At 66.9% G+C, this 22,380-nt stretch carries 6 protein-coding genes; 1 reads left to right on the plus strand and 5 read right to left on the minus strand.

What is annotated here, in order from left to right:
- Nucleotides 1-11: 11 nt before the first annotated feature.
- The 4 genes from HBF32_RS03520 to HBF32_RS03535 form a co-directional block, all read right to left on the minus strand.
- A complete protein-coding gene (locus tag HBF32_RS03520) occupies nt 12-6,413 on the minus strand; it encodes a non-ribosomal peptide synthetase (RefSeq protein WP_166698242.1) in 6,402 nt (2,133 codons plus the stop codon).
- Nucleotides 6,410-13,120: a polyketide synthase gene (locus HBF32_RS03525; RefSeq protein ID WP_240147781.1), complete on the minus strand. Its 6,711-nt coding sequence runs from the start codon at nt 13,118-13,120 to the stop codon at nt 6,410-6,412. The genes HBF32_RS03520 and HBF32_RS03525 overlap by 4 nt, the downstream gene beginning before the upstream one ends.
- Before the next feature lie 320 nt (nt 13,121-13,440).
- Nucleotides 13,441-15,357, minus strand: coding sequence for a hypothetical protein (locus HBF32_RS03530; protein WP_166698244.1), 1,917 nt, complete (start codon nt 15,355-15,357; stop codon nt 13,441-13,443).
- A gap of 71 nt (nt 15,358-15,428) precedes the next feature.
- Entirely contained in the window at nt 15,429-17,639 is a 2,211-nt protein-coding gene (locus HBF32_RS03535; RefSeq protein ID WP_166698245.1) for a hypothetical protein, read from the minus strand.
- An 802-nt stretch (nt 17,640-18,441) separates the two neighbouring features.
- Here HBF32_RS03535 and HBF32_RS03540 point away from each other — a divergent pair.
- The gene (locus HBF32_RS03540) at nt 18,442-20,589 is read left to right on the plus strand and encodes an autotransporter outer membrane beta-barrel domain-containing protein (RefSeq protein WP_166698246.1); all 2,148 of its coding nucleotides are present in this window, start codon (nt 18,442-18,444) and stop codon (nt 20,587-20,589) included.
- 92 nt (nt 20,590-20,681) lie between these two features.
- Here the strand turns inward: HBF32_RS03540 and HBF32_RS03545 are convergent, their stop codons facing one another.
- Nucleotides 20,682-22,364 carry an RCC1 domain-containing protein gene (locus HBF32_RS03545; protein ID WP_166698247.1) on the minus strand — a complete coding sequence of 561 codons (1,683 nt, stop codon included), beginning with the start codon at nt 22,362-22,364 and terminating at the stop codon, nt 20,682-20,684.
- Nucleotides 22,365-22,380 lie beyond the last annotated feature (16 nt).

Here is a 22,380-nt window from a genome sequence, read left to right on the forward strand (position 1 = left end):
GGCGCCCTGGATCAGCCACGGCCCAGCAGGCGACTCAGCAGGCCGCGTTTACCCGCGGCCGGTGCCGGTGCCGGCGGAGCAATGGCCAGTTCGGCGGCGAGCGTGCCCAACGTGCCGTTCGCGATATCCAGCAGGTTGAGCTGCACGCCGGTCAGCTTCTGCACGCGGACCGCCATGTCCACGGCGAGCAGCGAATGCCCGCCCACGTCGAAGAAGTTGTCGCTGGTGCGCACGCGCGACATGCCCAGCAGTTCCATCCACACCGACGCGAGCAGACGCTCGCTTTCGCTGCGTGGCTCGGTGCTTTCGGCCGAGGGCCCCTGCCGCTGTTCGGCAGGGAGCGGCAGGGCGGCCAGGTCCGGCTCGCCCGTGGGCAGCAGGGGCAAGGCGTCGAGGACGACGAGGTGCGCAGGCATCGACCAGGCCGGCAGGGCGCCGCACAGCGCCGCGCGCAGGCCGTCGGGATCGGCGATCGCGCCGGGTGCGGCCACGGCGTAGGCGTCGATCTGCGTAAGGCCGGCCTGGTTCGTGCGCGGCACGGCGAGCGCACGCACGATCCCTGGCTGATCGAGCAGCAGCGATTCGATCGCGGCCGGCTCCACGTCGAGCCCGTGCCGGCGCACGCGACGATCGGAGCGGTCGAGCGCCTGCAACTGGCCTTCGGCGAGCCAGCGTCCGCGATAGCCCGTGCGCTGCACGCGTTCGTCGCCCGGCTGGCGTTCGATCCCCGCCCGCTGGCCGAAAGGCAGCGCGAGCGTGGCGCCCGCGACGGCCACATGGCCGGTCGCACCGATCGGGCAAGGTTCGCCGTCCTCGTCGAGGATCCACACCTGGGCATGGGTCACCGGCTTGCCTTCGTGCAAGGCGTCGGCCACGTGTTCGACACGGCCGCAGGTCGCTACCGGTGCCGTCGTCGCGTCGCCGAACAGCGTCCACAGCGACGCCGTGCCGGCAGCGATCCGTGCGGCGAGTTCGGGACCGGGCGTGCCGCCGGTGACGACGGCGCGCAGGTGGCGATCGCCCTGCCAGCCGCTTTCCAGCATCGCATGCCAGGTTTCCGGCGTGGCGATGTAAGTATCGATGTCGGATCCGACATCGATGTGGGAGCCGGCTATGCCGGCGACAGGTGCTTGCGGCAGCACCCGCGTCGCGCCATGGGCCAAAGCCAGCAGGGCCTCGATGACCGACATGGGATCGGAGGGCAGGGCATCGCCCGAGATCCGCTCGCCCGCGCGAACCTCCAGCACATCGGCAAGTCCTTCCACGATACCCGCCAACGCGCGGTGCGAAAGCGATGCGCCGCGCGCCTTCCCGTCGCTTCCCGGCACATGGAAGGCGATCGCGGCGGCATCCGGTTCGGCCGCATCGAACGCGGCGGCGTCGATATCGGCGGCATCCAGTTCCGCATGGTCCGCGTCCAGCCACAACGCGCAGGCGCGCGGCCAGTCGAGCGTCGTTTCCAGTGCCGCGTCGCCGATCAGCACGGTCATCCGCGCATCGGCGAGGATGTCGCGCAGGCGCGCGGTGGGGTCGGCGCGGTCGAGCAGCAGGGCCGTACCGCCGCACATCGCGATGGCGAGCAGGCCCGCGATGCGGTCCGGGTCCGGATCGACGCAGAGGCCGACGGTGCTGCCGCGGACGGCACCGCGGTCGCGCAGCAGCACGGCCATGCGCGTCGCGCGGCGCAGGAGCGCCGCGTAGGTGATGTTGCGCGGGCCGTGGACAACGGCCACCGCGTCCGGCGACATGGCCGCGGTGGCGGCCACCATCCCGTGCAGGTCCGCCGGCAGGCGGAAGCTGGCCGTCGTATCGTTCCAGCCGTGCATGCGTTCCAGCTCGGCCGCCGTCGCGGCGGTGAGGGCGCCCACGGCGATAGCGGGATCGGTCGCGACGCGGCGCATCATGTCGAGGTAACGCTCGCGCATGAGCCGCGCCGTATCCGCCTGGAGAAGGTCGGCGTTGTAGGTGACGCCGCCGACCATGCCCTTGTGGCCTTCGAGGAACCACAGGCCCAGATCTTCGGTGGCGCCGCTCTGGAACAGCAGGATCTGCTCGTGTGCCAGGCCACCCCAGTCCACCACACGCTGGCGCGCATCCTGGAACGAGAACAGTGCCTGGTAGAGCGTGGCGCCCGAGCCGTGCCCCACGCGCAGTTCGCGCTGGAGGTATTCCAGCGGCACGTCGGGATGACCGAACGCCTCGATGGCCGTGCGCTTCACGTGGCGGACGAACTCGAGGAAGGAGAGGGCCGGGTCCACGCTCACGTGCAGCGGCAGCAGGTTGTTGAAGTAACCCATGACCGATTCGACCTCGGTCTGGTTGCGGCCGCGCACCGGCGTGCCCACGACCAGGTCGCGCTGGCCGGCCGAGCTGGAGAGCATGGCGAAGTACAGCGCAAGGAGGGTCATGTTGAGCGTGGCGTCCGCCTGGCGAGCCACTTCGTGCATCGCGTCGGTGTCCTCGCGCGACACGCGGATCCACTCGGTGCGGCCGAGACCGGACATGCCGGGGCGGCGCGGATGGTCGGTCGGCAGCGCGCTCACGTCGCCCATCTGGGAGAGGCGCTCGCTCCAGAACGCCAGCTGGCTGCGGAAAGCGGTGGATTCCAGCCAGTGCGCATGCCATTCGGCGAAGTCGCCATAGGTCACCGGCAGCGGTGCCAGCGGCGAAGGCAGCCCGGCGGCGAAGGCGCGGTAGAGCGCGGAGAGCTCGTTATAGAGGATGTCGAACGACCAGCCGTCCCAGATGATGTGGTGCGGCATGAAGAACAGCGCGTGCTCGTCATCGGCCAGACGGAACATGCGTGCGCTGAACAGTGGCGCCGTGCCCAGGTCGAACGGCGTATCGGTCAGTTCCTGCAGGCGCTGCATGAGGCGCGCCTCGCGCTCGTCGTGCGGCAGGTGGCTGAGGTCCTCGGCGGGGAACAGCGGGTAGTCGAGTCGCGGCTCCACGACCTGCGCGATGTCCTGGCCCAGGTCGCGGAACGACGTGCGCATGATCGGCTGGCGCTGGATCAGCGCCTGGAAGGCCATGTCGAAGGCGTGCTCGTCGAGCTTGCCGCGGAGGCGGTGGGCCGACGGTGCGTTGTAGGTGACGCGGCCGGGATGCATGCGCTCCAGTGCCCACAGGCGGCGCTGCATGAGCGACAGCGGTGCATGGTCCTGCTGCGCTTCGGCGCGGTGCACGATGGGATCGGTGGCGGGCGCGGCGCCGCTGGCCACCTGCGCGCCGATGGCCGCGGCGAGCTGTTCGATCGTCGGGGCATCGAACAGGGTGCGGAAGGACAGCGTCACGCCGAACTCGCGGTTGAGCCGCGCGGTGAGCTGCGCCGCCAGCAGCGAATGCCCGCCGAGGGCGAAGAAGTCGTCGCGGATGTCGAGGTCGGGCAGGCACAGCACCGCTTCCATCGCGGCCGCCACGCGGCGTTCGTCCTCGGTGCGCGGGGCGATGCGCTCGCCCGGCGCGGAGATGGAGTGCGCCACGGGCGGCGGCAACGCCTTGCGATCGATCTTCCCGTTCGGAAGCAGCGGAATGGCATCGAGTACGAGGATGTGCTGCGGCACCATGTAGTCGGGCAGGCGCGCGCGAAGACGCTCGAGCAGCACAGCTTCCAGCTCGTCGTTCCCGTGCGCCACCTCGGCGGCGACAACGTAAGCCACCAGGCGGACGTCGCCGGGACGATCCTCGCGCGCCATGACCACGGCGCGGGCGACTTCCGGCGCGTCGGTCAGCACGCACTCGATCTCGCCCGGCTCGATGCGGTAACCGCGCACCTTCACCTGGAAGTCGAGACGGCCGAGGTGTTCCAGCAGCCCGTTGCTGAGCCAGCGACCGCGGTCGCCGGTGCGATACATGCGCGAGTCCGGCGTTTCCGACCAGGGATCGGGCACGAATTTCTCGGCGGTGAGTTCGGGACGATCGAGGTAGCCGAGCGTGACGCCGGCGCCGCCGATGTGGATCTCGCCGGGCACGCCCAGCGGGCAGTGGTTGCCGCGCTCGTCGAGGATGTGCACCGTGGTGTTCGCAATGGGGCGGCCGATGTAGATGCCCTCGCGTGGATCCAACACACGCCAGTAGGTGGAATACACCGTGGTCTCGGTGGGGCCATAGCCGTTCCAGACCTCGCCGCAACGGTCGAGCAGGGCCTCGGCGAGGTCGACCGGCAGCGGCTCGCCGCCGGACACCGCGCGGAACGCGGGACGGCCATGCCAGCCCGCGTCCACGAGCAGGCGCCAGCCAGCCGGCGTGGCCTGCATCATCGTGCCGTCGCTGTCCTCGATCAGGCGGCGCAGCTGGCCGCCGTCGCGCACGTCGTCGCGGCCGGCCACCACGATTTCCGCGCCGCTGGTCAGTGGCAGCATGAGTTCCATGAAGGCGATGTCGAACGAGAGCGTGGTGACCGCGACGAGGCGGTCGTCCGGCGCGATACCGGGCACACGCTGCATGCTGGTGAGGAAGTTCGCGGCCGAACGGTGCGGCACACGCACGCCCTTCGGCCGGCCGGTGGAACCGGACGTGAAGATGACATACGCGACGGAGTCGGGCGTCGCGGCGCGGCGATTGCGCTCCGGCCGTTCGAACGACGCCCGGGCGACCTCGTCGCCGTTGAGGGGGAGTACGCGCATGGGATCGAACGCAAAGGCCAACGGCGCATCGTCGTCGACGACCAGCGCGGCCAGCGCGGCGTCTTCGGCCATGAAGGCCAGGCGGTCGGCCGGGAAGGCGGGGTCCAGCGGTACATAACCCGCACCGGACTTGAGCACGCCGAGCACGGCGGCGACCATGTCGATGCCGCGCGCGAGCGAGAGGCCCACCAGCGCGCCGTGCCCGATCCCCCGATCGCGCAGCGCGTTGGCGATGCGGTTCGCACGAGACTCGAGCGCGGCGTAGGTGAGCGAACGATCGGCGTGGCGCACGGCGGCGCGCTCCGGCGCGCGGTCCACCTGCTGCTCGAAGAATTCGTGGGCGAGACGCAGTTCGGGGAACGGTGTCGGTGCCGGCTGCAACGCGGCCAGCTCGCGGTACACCGCGTCGGAGACGACCGGGAGCGCGACCGCGGCCTCGCTCGGGTTCAGCACCGCCTGGCGCAACAGCGTGGCATAGGCGTCGAGCCAGCCCTGGATGGTCGCGCCTTCGAACAGGTCGGCGTTGTACTGGCATTCCAGGCGCAGGCCGCCGTCGACCTGCACGGCGTTGACGAAGAGCTCGAAGTTCTCGTACTCGCGCGGTACCGCTTCCACGTCGAAGCGTAGGCCGGGGAAGGTCACCGTGCTCTCGTCCAGTTGCGCGTCGAGGTTGAACAGCACGGCCACCAGCGGAAGGCGCGACGGATCGCGCGCCAGCGAGAGGCGGGCGAGCAGGCTGCCCAGCGTGTAGCGTTGATGCTCGAAGGCGTCGAGCAGGTCGCTGCGTACCGTGCCGAGCATGTCGGCGAAGCTCGCCGCGTCGTCGACGCGCGCGCGCAACGGCAGCACGTTCACGGCGTGGCCGACGAGGGTGTCGAGTCCTTCGGCCGCCTGGCCCGCGGTGGGAATGCCGATCACCACATCGTCCTGCCCCGCCAGGCGGCGGAGCAGGACGGCGAAGGCGGTGAGCAGGGTCGCGTAGAAGCTCGCGCCATGGGCGGCGCCCAGGCGTTTGATCGCGGCGACTTCCACCGGGTCCAGCGTGCGGTCTTCGCGCCGTGAGGCGAACGTCCGACGGCGGGGGCGGGAACGGTCCACTGGGAGGTCGAGTACGGGGACCGCGCCGGCAAACCGGTCGATCCAGTACTTTTCGTCTTCCTGGGCCGTCTCGCTGCCGGCGTGCGCAGCCTCGTCCAACGCGAAGTTCGAGAACGCGCCCGCGGCGGCCGGGCCATCGCCCTTGCCGGTGCGCTGCGCGTAAAGGGCGGCGAGATCGCGCACGATTACGCCGAACGACCAGCCGTCGCACACGATGTGGTGGGCAGCGATGGTCAGGAGGTGGCGGTCGGCCGCGAGGCGGAACAGTTCCGCACGGACCAGCGGTCCGTTCTCGAGGTCGAACGGAGTGGTGACGATGCGCGAGAGCGCGGCCTGGATGCGCGCGTCGCTTTCGAATGGCGCGAGCAGCGAGAGGTCGTGGAAGGCGATCGGCAGCGTCGTGTGTTCGGCGACGAAGAGCCCCTCGCCGTCGCCGCTGAAGGTGGCGCGCAGCGCTTCGTGGCGATCCACGATGCCTTGCAGGGCCCATTCGAGGGCCGGCACGTCGAGCAAGCCCTTGAGGTTCAGCGATACCGCTTCGTTGTACGCCAGCGAGGCTTCCGGCTCCAGCCGGGATGCCAGCCACACCTCGCGTTGCGCCGCCGTCGTCGGCACGAGGCGCGCGAGCGGCGCACCGGCGAACGGATCGTAGTCGACCGCTGTGGCGGCGGCCAGCTCGTTGGGCGTCATGCGGTAACCCTCAGGTACTTGCCCGGCGCATCCGGGTTGGGAACGAACCACGCGGGACGACCTTCGGGATCCTTGCCGAGGCGCGCGCCCGGTACGGGCGGATGCTCGGCATCGAAGGCGGCCGTCTCGCGGCGGCGCGGCAGGAATTCCGCTTCCTGCATTTCGAGAATGGACTCGCGGAACGCAGTGGCGATGGCGGCGAAGTCCGCCTCGCTGTGCGCCGTGGTGAAGAAGCACGGGAAGTTGTCGAGGATGTGGATGCCGCGGCTGCGCATCATCGCGAACAGCAGATCCTGTAGCGGGTGGTCCTCGGTGAACACCGTCTTCCACACGGAGGAGAAGTGCACGATCCGCACCGGCGCCCCCACGCTCGCGCAGAACGCGTTCAGTTCGTCGGCCATGGCCGTGACCTTGGCGTTGAGCGACGCCTGCAGGTCCGGACCCCGGTCCTTCAGGTGGTTGAGCACGGCATGCGCCGCGGCCAGGGCCAGCGGATGGCGCACGAAGGTTCCGGCGAAGTAGGTGACTCCCACGGTCGGCGTGGAGTCGTCGCCGAAGCGCCAGTGACCGCCGTCCAGTGCGTCCATGAAGCGCCGCTTGCCGGCGATCACGCCGATCGGGAAGCCACCGCCCACGACCTTGCCATAGGAAGCCATGTCCGCGTCGATGCCGAGCATCGCCTGGGCGCCGCGCGGGTGCGAACGGAAGCCGGTGACCACTTCGTCGAAGATGAGGAGCGAACCCGATTCCTCGGTGATCGCGCGCAGTTCCTGCAGGAACTCGACGGGCTGGAAGTCCGGCCGGCGGCTCTGCACCGGCTCCACCAGCACCGCCGCGATGGACGATGCGCGCTCGCAGATGATGGCGAGCGATTCGGGGGTGCCGTAATCGAGCACCAGGACGTTCTCGGAGGTATTGCGCAGGATGCCCGGCGCGGCCGGCACCGATTTCAGCTTCTTCGTGCCGCGCACGATCACTTCGTCGAAGATGCCGTGGTACGAGCCGGTGAAGATCACCAGGGTGTCGCGGCCGGTGACGGTGCGCGCCACGCGCACGCAGCCCATCACGGCTTCCGAGCCGGTATTGCACAGTGCCGCGCGGTCGAAGCCGGTGATGTCGCAGACCTGCTTCGCGACGATGCCGGCCAGCGGATGCTGCGGGCCGATCTCGTAGCCCGCCTCCAGCTGCGCGCGTACGGTGTCGAGCACGAAGTCCGGCTGCCAGCCGAACAGGTTCATGCCGAAGCCGTTCAGCGCGTCGACGTACATGTTGCCGTCGAGATCCCATACCTTCGAGCCCTTGGAGCGCTCGATCACGATCTGGTAGACGATTTCCTTCAGCAGCGGACGGAAGCCGTTCACCACGCGCGGATCGGCGAGGTGCGGCCGGTGTTCTTCCGTATACGCCTTGGACGCCTTGCTGCGTTCGATGTAGCGGCGCATGAAGGCATCGAGCCGCGCACGCTGGCGCGTCGTCAGGTCGGTGTTCGTGTGATGGATGCGCGCGATGGCACCGAAGGCCTTCTTGACGTCGTAGGTGGTGTGGGCCAGCGCGGCTTCTTCGTCGTTCGTGGGGCCATCCGCGGGCGCACTTCCTGTAGGAGCCGCTATAGCGGCGAGGGAACCTTGCCCCGATGCCGGGTTTTCGCGAGCACCCCTCGCCGCTATAGCGGCTCCTACAGGAGTGGCCTCGCTTGCCGGAGCCAAAGGCGCGGGAGCGGCGGCTCCCGCAAGCAACGCCAACTGTTCCCGCATGATCTGCATCTGTTGGGCGATCACGTCCTGGACCAGTCCGCCGCCGGTGGCCAACGCCACCGGTGCCGCCGCCATGACCGGCGCGGCCACGGCCGCGGGCACGGGCGCCGCCGACTGAGCCTCAGCCGGCAACAGGCGATCGATATGCGCCGCGAGCCGTTCGAACGACGAACAGCCGTCCATGAGTTCGCGGAAAGTGATCTTCAACGCGTAGGTCTTCTGCAACTGCAACGCCACCTGGGTGAGCGAGAGCGAGTCGAGCCCCAGTTCGACGAAGTTGGCCGCCGGATCGACGCCTTCGAGTTCGCTGCCCGACACGTCCTCGAACAGGGCGATGAGTTCGCCGGCGAGGCGCTGGGGACGGTTGTTGGCGGCGGGTGCGGAAGGCATCGGCATGGGGAGCTCCGGTACGGCGGGCGATACGGCGGCGGGTGGCGCGAGCGGCGCCGCGACGGCGATGGAGGAAAGCGAGGCAGGCAGCCGGGCGTCGATCCAGTGCCGCTTGCGCTCGAAGGGATAGGTGGGCAGGCGCACGCGGCGGCGCTGGTCGCGATGATCGAAGGCCTGGGTGGCGATGGCCGCGCCGGCGGCCCATAGCGTGCCGGCGGCGGCGAGCCAGGCGACGCGCTCGTCGGTGGGGCCGTCGCCCAGCGAGGCGACGATGGTCCGGCCGCGGCTCTGCGCGTGCTGCCGCGCGAGCAGGGCGAGGCTGGGCCGCGGACCCACTTCCAGGAAGGCATGCGTGCCGTCTTCCAGAGCGTGCAGCAGCGCCGGGGAGAAGCGCACGGTATGCCGCAGGTGCTTCGTCCAGTAATCGGGCGAGAGGGCTTCCGCGTCGGTCAGCATCGTGCCGGTAAGGGTGGAGACGATGGGCGTGCGCGGCGCAGCGAGCGTCACCGTCGCCACCTCGGCGCGGAAATCGCCGAGGACCGGGTCCATCATCGCGGAGTGGAACGCATGCGAGGTATGCAGCAGGCGGCACGCGACGCCTTCGGCTTCCAGGGCGACGCGGAACGCCTCGACGGCATCCGTCGGACCGGAAACCACGCTCGCGTTCGGCGCATTCTCGGCGGCAAGAGAAAGAGCGTCCGGGAGCCGGGCCCGCAGCTCGGCGGCCCCCAGACGAACGGAAAGCATCGAACCCGCGGGCAGTGCCTGCATCATGCGGCCACGGCGGGCCACCAGGCGCGCGGCATCGGCCAGCGGCATGACGCCCGCGAGCGCCGCCGCGACGAATTCGCCCACGCTGTGGCCGATCATCGCCACCGGTTCCACACCCAGGCTCATCCACAGACGGGCCAGGGCGTATTCGAGCGCGAACGTGGCTGGCTGGGTCAGCGCGGTGGCCTTCAAGGCCTCCGCGTCGTCGGCGAACATCCGCTCGCGCAGGTCGAAGCCGAGTTCGTCGCGCAGCGCGAGGGCCACGTCGTCCAGCGCGGCGCGGAACACTGGCTCGGTGGCGTGCAGTTCGCGTCCCATGCCCGCGTACTGCGAGCCCTGGCCCGGAAACAGGAAGACCATGCGCGGCGCCGGATCGGCGCACGCGCGACACATCGCGGCCGCCGCGATATCGCGCAGTTTGGTCACCGCATCGCTGGTGGACACCGCCACCAGGTGCGTGCGTTGGGCGAACGCCTTGCGACCGCACGCCAGCGTCCACGCGGTATCGGCTAGATTGCCGTCGGGATGCGCGGCGAGGTGGTCGGCGAGTCGCGCCGCGGCGTTGCCGAGCGCGGCAGGCGTGCGCGCGGAGAGCAGCAGCAATTGCGGGCCGCTCGCCGCGTCGGAAGGCGCGCGCTCCGGCGCCTCCTCGAGGATCACGTGGGCATTGGTGCCGCCGACGCCGAACGAACTGACACCCGCGCGCAGCGGGCCGCCCGAGGTCTGCCATGGGCGCAGCGTGTCGTTGACGACGAAGGGCGAGTCGGCGAGGCCGAGACGCGGATTCGCGGTATTGAAATGCAGCGACGGCGGGAGACGGCGCTCGCAAAGCGCAAAGGCGGTCTTGATGACGCCGGCCGCACCGGCGGCCATCACGAGGTGGCCCACGTTGCTCTTCAGCGAGCCGAGGGCGCAGAAGCCCTTGTCCGCGGTCGTTTCGCGGAAGGCACGGGTGAGGCCTTCCAGTTCGATCGGGTCGCCGAGCGGCGTGGCGGTGCCGTGCGCTTCGACATAGGAGATGTCGCGCGGCGACACGCCGGCATCCTCGAGCGCCATGGCGATGACGGCGGCCTGGCCGGCGGCGTTGGGTGCGGTGAAGCTGGCCTTCACCGCGCCGTCGTTGTTCACCGCGGCGCCACGGATCACGGCATAAACCGGATCGCCGTCGCGCAGCGCGTCGGAGAGACGCTTCAGCAGCACCACCGCGGCGCCGTCGCTGAAGACCGTCCCCTGCGCCTCCGCGTCGAAGGTGCGCGTATGGCCGTCCGGCGAGAGCATCGAGCCTTCCTGGGCGATGTAGCCGCTGTTCGGCGGGCAGGCAATGGACGAGCCGCCGGCAAGCGCCATGCCGCAGCGGCCCGCGCGCAGCGCGTCGAACGCCTGCGCGATGGCGACCAGCGAAGTGGAACATGCCGTGTTGAGGCTGATCGCCGGACCGGTGAGGTTGAGTTTGTGCGCGACGCGGGTGGCGAGGTAATCCTTCTCGTTGCCGAGCATCACCTGGAACGCGCCAAGCTTCTCGATGAGGTCGGGCCGTCCGCTGATGTGTTTCTGGTAATACGTGGCGTTGTGCATGCCGCCGAAGACACCGACCGGTACCGACTGGCCGTCCGGCACGTAGCCCGCGCGCTCCATGCATTCCCAGCACAGCTCGAGGAACAGGCGCTGCTGCGGGTCGGTGAGTTCCGCCTCGCGCGGCGACATGCCGAAGAAGCCGGCGTCGAACTGGTCGACGTCGTCGACCACGCCGCGCGCGGCGACGTAGCCGGGATCGTCTCGCTCGGCCTGGCTCACCGCCGGGTCGAGTTCGTCAGGGGCGAAGTAGCGGATCGATTCGCGGCCCGCGCACAGGTTGTCCCAGAAGGTTTCGGCGTCGGGCGCGCCCGGGAAGCGGCCGGCCATGGCCACGATGGCCACCGCTTCACCCGCCGCCTGCGCGCCGCCCGCCAGGCGTCCTGCCAGCGCATGACGGGCGGCGCGCCCCTCGATCGTGGCCGCCACCGCAGCCGGGGTCGGCTCGGCGAAGAACCCGACCAGGGTAGGGGTCGGCGACAGTTCCTCGTGCACGCGGGTCATGGCCCGCGCCGCGAGCAGGGAGCTGCCGCCGAGGTCGAAGAAATTGTCGTCGCGGCCGACGGTGCCGACACCGAGCACGTCCGCGAAGATCGCGCAGAGCTTCGCCTCGATGTCGCCGCGCGGCGCGGCGAAGGTGGCCGCCAGTTCCGGGCGTCCGCCGTCGGGGGCGGGCAGCGCGCGGCGGTCGAGCTTGCCGTTGTCGTTTACCGGCAGCGCGTCCATGCGTACCCATGCGACGGGGATCATGTAGTCGGGCAGCGTGCGGGCCAGCGCGTCGCGCAGGTCGCGCGCGTTCACCGCGTCGGTCCCGGCGACGTAGTAGGCGACGAGGCGTTTGTCCCCGGGGGTGTCCTCGCGTGCGATCACGGCGGCGGCGGCGACGCCGGGCAGGGCGCGCAGGGCGATGTCGATCTCGCCCGTCTCCACGCGGTAGCCACGGATCTTCACCTGGCCGTCGACACGGCCGACGAAGGCGAGGTTGCCGTCGGGAAGCCAGTGCACGAGGTCACCGGTGCGATAGCGGGTACCGCCGGCGACGAAGCGCTCGGCGGTCAGCTCCGGACGGTTGAGGTAGCCGCGCGCCACGCCCGTCCCGCCGATGAAGAGTTCGCCGGTGACGCCGGGGAGTACTTCGTTGCCTTCCGTATCGAGCACGTGCAGCGAGGTCTCGCCGATCGGGCGGCCGATGGGAATGGCGCCCAGGTCGTCCGGCAACTCGCGCGGAATGACATACGTGGTCGCGAACGTGGTGCACTCGGTGGGGCCGTAACCGTTGATGAGGGTGGTCGCCGGCAGCGCGGCGTACGCCTTGCGCACATGCGGGACCGACAGCGCCTCGCCACCGGTCATGACCACGCGCAGGCCGGCAAGGTGGGCCGCATCGTCGTCGACGATGGCGTTGAACAGCGCGGCGGTGAGCCAGGCGATCTCCGCCCCATGTCTCTCCACCGTGCGGGCGATGCCGGCGCCGGTGGGCACCCGCTCGCCGTACACCACGCAGGTGCCGCCATTCAGCAGCGGGGCGAAGATCTCGAAGGTGGAGGCATCGAAACCCAGCGGGGCGGCGTGCAGCACCTTCGGCGCGGTGAAGTCGATGTAGTCGGAACGAAGCACGAGCCGCAGGATCGATGCGTGGCGGATCTCGACCCCCTTGGGCGTGCCCGTGGAGCCGGAGGTGTACATGGCATAAGCCAGGTCGTTCCCCGTTCCCGGGACGGACGGGCAGGAGCGCGCCTGAGCGTGCCCGGCCAGCGCTACCGCCTCGTCGTCCGGTTCTCCGCCACCGATCCATTCCGACACCTCGTCCTCGAGCTCGGCCACGGTGAACACCGGGATGTCGTCGCTCCCGGCGACATCGTGCGCCTCGTCGGCGACGGTGGCCGCGACATCCGCATCGCGCAATGCGAACGCCACACGCTCGGCGGGCCAGCGCGTGTCGATGGGGAGATACGCCGCTCCCGCCTTCAATACGCCGAAGATGGCGATCACGGCCTCGACGGAGCGATCCATCAGCAGCGCCACGTAGCTCCCCGGTTCCACGCCCGCCGCCAGGAGCCCGCGCGCGATGCGGTCGCTGCGGGCGTCCAGGTCGGCATAGCTGAGGCATGCCGCATCCGAGACGACGGCGATCCGTTCCGCATGCGTCCTGGCCACGGCGGCGAAGCGGCCGTGGACCGTGGCGGTGTCATGGCCGGCAGGGGAAAGTGCGTCGCTCATGGTGTGGCCTCGTAACCGTTGCGGGCGTGGGACGGCATAGGCCGAACGGTCGATGCGGGAACGGGAAGACCGGACCGGGCGCCCTGCACGCACCGACGGCCAGCTTTCGCGCCCCTGAAGCCCCTCGAACATCCCGCCGTGCCTTCGGCTTTCATCCGATCCCCCGTCACGCGTGCGGGCCGGATGGCCCTTCGCGTCTGTGGGATCTTTATAGCCCTGGCCTCAGGGGCGGCATATACAACTGGCGTGCTAGCCGGGTGGGTATAAACAAAAAAGGCGCCGCACACAGGCATGCGGCGCCGTCACGCGAAAAGTGGAACTCAGCGCTTGAACTTGAAGGAATCGAAGCGAACGACGTCGACCGTGCGGATTTCCAGGTGCCTGATCCGCCGCCGGCCCTGATCATTGAAGATGACCTCGCTCTGTTTCTCGGCGGGACCTCCGATGGAGAAGATGGGGCTTATGACATTGAGGTTCGCGTCCTTGAACGAGACCGTCACTGTACGGTGCACGGAAGTCACCGCGAAACGGACCACGTCCCAGCTCTGGGCGAAGTTCACGAAGAACGTATTGCTGTGGGTTATCCCCGTAGGATTGCCGACGTAGAATGTGTTTCCCCTGAAGTCCACGGTTTCCGGTTGGAAAGGATATTTTTCGACCCCGAGCTCCTCTGCGGTGGGGTGGAACCGGTCGGGGTCGAAGTACATGTTCATCACCTGCGTTCCCGTTTCGGGGAAAACGATGGTGCGTCCCGGATTGACGTGGCGGAGCCTGTCGTTGTCGAAGTTGTATTCGAGGTCCCAGTCGCCAGGCACCGTACCTACGATGACGAGGCCCCTGGCCGGCGCGGAAATGGCAGGCTGGGCATTCGGCTGCACGGTATACACGATACTGCCCGTCCCCCCCGCCGCGGGAACGATCTTGCTTGTGGGCACCCGGATGCTGAGCACGCCGGCGCCGGCGAAGTCGGAACCGAAGCGAACCTGCGTGTCGGTATATGTCGTGCCAGCCCTCGTGAAGGTCGAGGTGACGGTGATCCGGTCCGAATCGGCGAGGAACGCGTAGCGGGGGATCTGAACAAGGAGACCGCTTGGGTGCAGCTGAGCGACATCGACCTGGAAGTTCGGAAACTCGGGCGTGTTCACCGGGGCAAGGGTCGCGTCGCCTCCCTTGACTAGCGCGGTCGTCACGCCGGATCGAAGCAGGGGTTGACGGGCGACTTCATACCTGAGGCGCATCTGGCCCGTCGAGATGTCCTTCACAAGCGCATTGGGTATATCCACCCTCACCGACTCGGTGTCGTTGCCCTGGACAGTAAGGCTGTAGGGGGGGAGGGTGATCCCATCATCATTGATGCGCTCGGCTATGAGCGTGATGCTATCGGTCCTGACCATGCCCGAAAAGGCGATCAGTACGTAGACATCCCTGTCGCGAAGGAGATCGAGATCGATGACGCCGTCCAGGTGTTCCGGGAGGATCGGTCTCGGCAAAAGTGGCCTTCCCGCGTCGACGACCCTGGCCGCGGCGTAGTAGGAATGGTTGTTGACGTTGTCGGTGATGTAGTAGTCGACACGCGCGACGCCGCCGTCCGTTTCGCTGATGACCTCCCAGGGCACGGTCACCTCGACCGGTCTTCCTCTCTGGCCCTCCGTCGTGATCTCGAATGGGCCGAGACTTCTGCTTCCCCAGCGCACGAACAGTTTGTCGCCGATGCTCATGTTTTCCCATGGCGGAACGTTCATTCGCAGCGGCTGACCCTGTGGAATATCGTTCTCCAGTTCGGGGATGCGTCCGAGGTTGGTGTTGACATAGGACGGGTCGCCGAACACCGGAATGCCTCCGGGGGGCTGGAAATCGATGAGGTAATTGGAGAGGCGCACCGACTCGATGGCTTCCAGCGGTCTGACGACGGCATACCAGATATCGACACGTCCAATCTGGTTGTCGGGAACATACCGAAGGAGTTGATCGGCGGGGGCAAGGATTTCGATTTCGCCGGTCGGTCCGTCGGGCAGCGGCACCTGTGCTATCGGTACCCCGTCGTCCCCAAAAAAAAGAACAAGTGTGTCTCCTCTCTGCGTTTCGGCGAAGGGGCCGGCATAGAAGACGGCATGATAGGGCTCTTGTGCGATGGTCCGGCGGTTGATGCCATGGTCGAACGAATCGAAGGCGTACCGTGGAGCGGGATATACATCCTTGGTCCTATGGGGGCGTAGGGGTTCCAAATCCTTTTGCATGGCGATGCTCCTTGAGCAGGCCACTCGCGTTATCGCGAGTGGCCTCTTTTCCGTAGGGTTTTCTTCGCCGATCAGGTAGCCGTGCGAGCATCGACATCAAGGAAGAGGCTGTTAACCGCATCGGACACACCCGTTCCAGACCCGTTGGTGATGGTGAAACTCACCCTGATGGAACCACGGCCGATGTTTCCGTCCGCATTGAGACGGCGAATCAGCGGGTCATAGGGAATAATGATATCGGCGAAGCGCTTTTCCTCGGTAGCCGGTGGCCGTTCTTCGCCATCGGGGAATGGCGGAAGCTCGTTGCCGAGGAGAGCGTCTTCAGGGATAGCGGTTGCCTTGCTGCCGCCGACGTCGATGTCGGTGACGGTGTACTCGGGCAAGGCTTCCGAAAATGCCGGCGCCCTCGTTCCGGTACGGTTGTCGTAACCGTGGACGGTCACGACGATTCTGTCTCCCTGGGCCATGTTCGCATAGTGATGTATACGAACGATGACGCCGCTGAATCTTGTGCCGTCGGATGCATTACCGCGAGCGCGGCGCAGATTCATCGATGGCTGGATGGGGCCGCCAGCAGACATGACCCTCTGCCGGCTGTCACGGAACATCCAATGATCGAATCCGATCGGATTGCCGCCTCCCGGCAGGCCGCTACTGGCCGTCACTTCGACGGGCCATATAGGCGATACCTCGGTGTTGTTCGCTCCGCCGGGATGTGCCCGGAAATTGTCATAGCGGACATAATTGGTGCCGTCGATCAGCGCTCCGGCGTTGATGGGGTAGATCAGGTCGTCACCGGCGACGGCCGACATCGACGCTCCGATCTGGACGGGATTGCTGCCGTCCATGCCTACCTTGTACAGGGTAACGCGATCGTTGGTTTCGAATGCCTCGCTGCCGTCCTCGGCAAGATGCGGAATCGTTCCGGTCAGCGGCCCTGTCGAATCTTCGGGAGGAATCACATCGTCGGCGGGGCTGTTGGGTCCGCGGACGATGCCTTTCAGCAGATCCGTGCCCCAGCCCGATGCCCGCAAGTCGCACCTGATCTGCCGGGCAAATCGGTTCGGAATGGTAAAACCGTCGCGAATCAACACATAATCGATAGTGAAGACAAACTGCCCGTTAGTACCCGCTCCGAGCTCTTCGATGACGGTGGTGGAAATGATGCCGACTGCCACGTCGTCGCCCGGGTTTCCGACAATAACCGGCAGGGTGATCAGATAGTTTCCATCGATCGTCACCTGGACCTGGTCGCCCGGGAGTGGTGTGTCGTAGTAGGGCACGATGAATTCCGGCGGCGTTCGCGCGTCGGTCAGGTCGATCAGGGTCGGCAGCGGGTCGTCGTCGTGCAACGGCACCACGATAGGCTGGAAACCGGTGGGAGAACGGCCAATGAGCAGATTGACCTCATGCGGGAGGCCCGTATTCTGGTTTCCGGCCACGTCCTGGGCCTTGAGAGCCACGCTGACGCGGCCATCGATATCGTTGTTTTCGAAGAATTCCAAGGGTACCAGCACGTCCAGGAAGTGTGCGGGCTCGGGAATCCTGCCCGTTGCGAACTCGTACGAATCGCCTGTGCCTATGACAGTGAAGACGAGCCAGGTTTCATCGTCCGGCTCATGTCCGAAGTAGGCGATGATCCTCGCCTTGAATCCGCCGTCCGCTTCGATCTGCGCTTTCGTTACGCCGCTTTCGAGGTATTCGTCGGGCAGGTAGACATCGGAGAACTCCGGGACGTTGCCTGGTACCCTTTTGTCGAACCGGATTCGATAGACATTGGATACGTATGGATTGCTGATGTCGCTACCCTGGCCGACGTAGAGTTCGTATTGCACATCTTGCCCGTCTGCGATGCCAAGTTGCGCAAGATCGAGTCCCATCTCGTAGTTGGCGCCGGGGAAATCGGCGAAGTCGACGACCTCACTAAAGGCGATAATGTCTACCGGAAACTCCGGATCGTCACCTCGGTTGATGAGGAAAGCATAAGCCTGGTCGTCGGGCCCCGCATTGGGCATTTTCGGACAGCTGACCATGACGACGCTATCGAGCAACGCGATAGGTATGACTTTCTTGGCATCGTCGGGTTGATCGGGATTGCCGACGATATCGAGCGCGACATCGATGGCAGGGTCGATAGGGACGCGGTCGAACGGGGAATTGCCCGACGTCATCTCGTTGATGAAATCCGCGATGGCTTCCTCCTCGCGAAGGCGGACCAGTTTGCGCTTCCGCATATCCGCTGCGGTTTCGAACGTGTGCGACGGCGATAGCTTCGCATTCATGACTTGCTCCTTGTCGTGAGAACCGATCCCTGGTGGACGCCTAAGAAGGACTCGCGACACCGTCATCCCGTGCCGCGGTGGTAGGCACACGCAACGCTATCGGGTTCGAGAGCGGACGAATATAGGTCTGAAGTTGTAGGTGGGAGCAGCGGTCGCGGGAGCGACGCGTATTCGGCCAGTTTCACCCCGATTTCATGTCGCCGTGCCTAGCTAGCAACGATATCCCCGGTTTTCGTCGGCGCTCGCGTCATCGTGGCGCAGGAAGGGTAACTTCGTGCGATACATGCAATTTAGGACTACATCCCATTCTTCGCCGCACTGCGGCGTGGAAGAATGCGCGGATCCCCATTCCCATCCAGGCGTTTGTACGTCGAATGCGTCGTCATGTCCTAGAGACGTGACCGTCAGGCGCATTCTTCGGCCACGCCTATCGCCCGAGGATCTCGAAGTGAAAACCCTGAAATGCGCCGCGTCGCCGCGCAAGAATATGTATGCCTTGGCACTATTGTCCGTGGCGGTACCGGCCCAGGTGGCTTTCGCAGGCGCGATCAGCGGTCCAGGTCAATCGGCGGAGGTCGGTCCCGGTTCACCGGTGGAATCGTGGACAGTGAGCAATCGCGCTGTGCTGAACGTGATCGACGGCGGAGTAACCGGCCAGATTTCGATTGGCTCGGGCGGTTCCCTCCGCATGACGGGTGGAACTGTCGTTGCGAGCACGAATCCATCCATTCTTGGACTCGCCGCGATCCGCATAATCGGCGGTAATGGGCGCGGCTCGAGCGCGTTGATCGAGCGCTCCAACGTGACCGATACCACGGGAAGGGCTATCTCCCTGCTGTACTCCAATGGCAGCGTTCCGCAAAGTTCCGCCACGGTGAATGCCTCGGAACTGACGGGCGCCACGGATGGTGCCTTCGCGGCCAGTGGCGGTCTGTTGCGCATCGACCAGGGTTCGACAGTTACCGGCAATGACGGTAGCGGTGCGATCCTGACAACGGGACGTATCGAGGTCGCCGGGGGCTCACGCGTCCACGGTAGCGCCAACGGCATTCGCGTTGTCGACACGACGCGGGCACCCGGTGAAGATCAGGGACGCGCCGTGGTCGTCGACGGTGCCGTGGTATCTGGTGGAAGCGGGCCCGGCATCCTGGTCGACTCGCAGGGCGGTAAGAACACCGTGGCGACGATCTTCCTGACCAACGGTGCCTCCGTCACGGGTGGCAATGGCGTGGCCGTTCAGGTTGTCGCGAATACGGAGACCAACCTGGCGATCAGTGCGAGCGATATCGTTGGCGACATGGTATCCGCGGGCGGACGCCTCGATATTTCAATGCACGATGGCAGCACCGTGACAGGAGGCATGAACAACGTCGGTGCGTTGGCGCTCGACGGTAATTCCGCATGGCGTGTCGGCGGAAACTCCGATGTCGGGTCCCTCGCCATGAAGGATTCGGCGTTGATGTTCGAGCCACGAGGCAACGGGACACATTCAACCGTCACCGTGCGCGGCGATTTTTCCGGATCGGGCGCGACCGTCGGCTTCAACACGACGATGAACGCCGGCGGCGCACTGGCAAACCAGGCGACCGATCGCCTGCTGATCGAAGGCAGCGTGACGACGACCGGTCCCACGGCGATCCAGGTGACGCCCGGTGGAGCCGGGGCGAACACGGATACCAACGGCAATGGCAAGGTCGACGCCGACGAAGGCATCTCGCTCATCCAGGTGGCCGGCGATTCGCGCAGGGACGCATTTACGTTGCGTGGCGGCTATGTCGCGGCGGGGCCTTTCCAGTACACGTTGCATGCCTTTGGCCCCGGCGAAACGGATGCCGGGCAGAACCTGCTTGCTTCCGGGAAGCTCAACTGGGATTACCGTCTCGGCAACAAGATCGTCTGCGACGGCGACTGCCCGCTCGACCCGGAAACCGGTGAGCCCGATCCGGGCAACCCGGGCGACCCTGGCGAACCCGAGATTCCCGAGCGCGTCGCCGTGGTGCCTCAGTTGCCGTCCTACGTGTCCGCTCCCGCCGCGCTGCTGACTTACGGAGACATGATGACCGACGGCCTGCGCCAGCGCCTGGGCGACATTCGCCAGGGCGAGTCGCATGACCCGGTGGGCGGCGAGATGTTCGCCCGTTACCTCGGCGGCCAGCTGCGTTACTCGTCGAACCGTTCGTTCAAGAATTATGGCTATGGGTTCGACCAGCAGGTGAACGCCCTCCAGCTCGGCGGCAGCCTTATCGCGCTGGACGGCGATGACGGCACGCTGCGCGCGGGTTGGGCGGTCGACCACGGCACGACGCGTGTCAGTCCGAAGGCGGCCGACGGCAACAGTTCGGCGAAGTATCGCGCGAACGGCGTTTCCGGTTGGCTCACCTGGCAGCATGGCGGCGGCTTCTGGATCGACGGTGTGGTCGGCGCAATCCGGTATCGCGGCGATGTCGGCACCGATCTGCGCGGTGCCGACGTGGCCCGCATCCGGGCCCATGGCTGGATGACATCCGTGGAAGCGGGCATGCCCTTTGCCCTGGGCAACGCCTGGACGGTCGAGCCGCGCTTCCAGTTGAAGCACCAGTCGCTCAATTTCCGCGACTTCGTCGACGGCGATAACCTCTCCGTGGAACTGGGTACGGCGAAGCAGACGAGCGCGACGATCGGCGGGCGTCTTTCCCGGATGGCGAACCCCGTATTCATGCCGTACGTTGGCGTGGATCTCACCCATACGAGCAACGGCGATCCGCGCGTGGATGTTTCCAGCGAGGAATGGAATATCGCCGACCGATTCGGATCGGGCCGTGTCGGCAATGCCTACCGCGTCTCGCTGGGCGCGGTGAGCCAGCTCGGCCGGAACGTGCAGGTCTACGGCGAGGGTACCTACCGCCACTTCGTCGGCGGCTACGGCATGCAGGGCCTGGCCGGGAATATCGGGGTTCGCGTCACGTTCTGACCTGCCGAGGTATCCGGCACCCCAGGCGCGGGGAGCTGCGCCTGCCGCGCCCGCGCGACTGGTTCTGAGGGAGCGGTCGCGCGGGCGTCGGTTCAGGTGTCGATGAAAGCCATGCCCGTGCCGCCACCCCACGTGGCCATTTGTCCGCTGGCCGTCCATACGGTGAAGCCGGAGGTATTGGCCACCGCGTTGAGCGGGACCGCCACGGTGTTGGCGCGGGCATCGACGATGGGGCCTTGCAGTCTTTCCTCGATGTCGGCCGGTACGGCGCCACCATTGGCGGTCGCTTCGCCCCAGGCCACCGGACATCCACCGGCATCCCCCTGGCGGACGATGGCCAGGTAGGCGCGGTTGCTCGTCTTCACGGCTTCGAAGTAACTGGCGAGCATGACCTGTTTGGCGGGATCGGATATGACCGTGTTGGCCGCGCCCCAGGAACTGACGCTGCGTATGAGGTCGTCCGGATAAGTGGTGATGAGGCAGAAGCCGGAATCCACGGCGTAGATATAAGCCTTCCAGTCCGGCCCGGCATAGCTCCAGCCAATCGGTCCCGCGGCCGCCGCGACCGGCTCGGAGGACGAGGACACGTCGTCGACGAACTCTTGCACGACCTCATCCGCGGGTGTCGCGTCGGCCGACTGGATGCCGGTGACAGGCTCCGTCGAGTTGCCGATATTGGCGACCGTCGTGGTACCGCCATGGGCGGTGTTCCCCCAGGCCCCCACCTGTCCCCGGGTATTGATCATGCAGAACGCCCAACTGCCTGCCCGGCAGGCCGCGATGTTTCCCGTGACGGCCATCTGCTTGACCGCCTCCGTGGTCATGCTGCCGCCCTGAGCGGCCAGACCCCAGGCGAAGGCCTTCCTGCGACCCGCCGTGATGCAGCAAAAGGCCGTGTTCGCGGCGACCACCGTTTCCGCGCCGCCATCGGAGGTGATGTTGTTCAGCACATCGGCCGGAATGTCGCCGCCGTTGGCGGCATTGCCCCATGCTACCGGCGCGCCATCGCTATCCCTGATCGCGCAGAACGCGTGGTAGTTCGCGAAGAGCTTGCGTACGCGCTCTCCCGCCAGAGCCGAGGTCGCACTCGTGGACATCGTGCCGCCAAATGCCGCGTTACCCCACGTATGTACCTTGCCGCTTTCCGTCAGCACCGCGAAGGCGGCGGCGGTGGCGCGGATGGATACCGGGGGGTCGTCGGCCAGCTTCAGGTGGACGGCATCCGGTATCAGGCCGCCATTCGCGTCGGCACCGGTGGCACCGATCCGCTGGCCGGCCCTCGCACCGGACGGCAGGGGTGCTTCGTAGATGAAGGCGAAGCAGGTCCCGTTGGCATACACCGACCGGATTCCCCGCAGGGGATAGCGGTTGTTCGCCGGAATGAAGCCAGGACCCCAGAGAATCAGGCGATTCGAGTTTCCGACCGGAACCAGGACGGCGAAGGTGTTCGACGTCGAAAAGATGCGCTGCGCCGGATTGCGGCGGAGGTAGTTTGGTATGGGTGCGGGGACGTTCGCCCCATGGGTCGCACTGCCGCCGGCGGCGAAGTGGTCCTTGCCTTTACTGAACGCGTAGGCCCGGCCCGTCGATCCCCACTGCCGGTCCACCGGCCCGTGGTCGTCGTCATAGACGGCGAAGCGTCCGAACTGTTTGATGTAGGAGTTCGTGCTTTCTTCCGCCGGCACGTCCTGATACTTGTCGACGAATGTCCACGGTGCCGTCGTGCCCGGGGTCTCTTCTTCGCCTTCGTTGATGCCGATACTGGACTCGTCCATGTCGATTCTTCCCCTC

It is taken from the genome of Luteibacter yeojuensis, assembly GCF_011742875.1.
In the GTDB taxonomy this organism is placed as follows: domain Bacteria; phylum Pseudomonadota; class Gammaproteobacteria; order Xanthomonadales; family Rhodanobacteraceae; genus Luteibacter; species Luteibacter yeojuensis.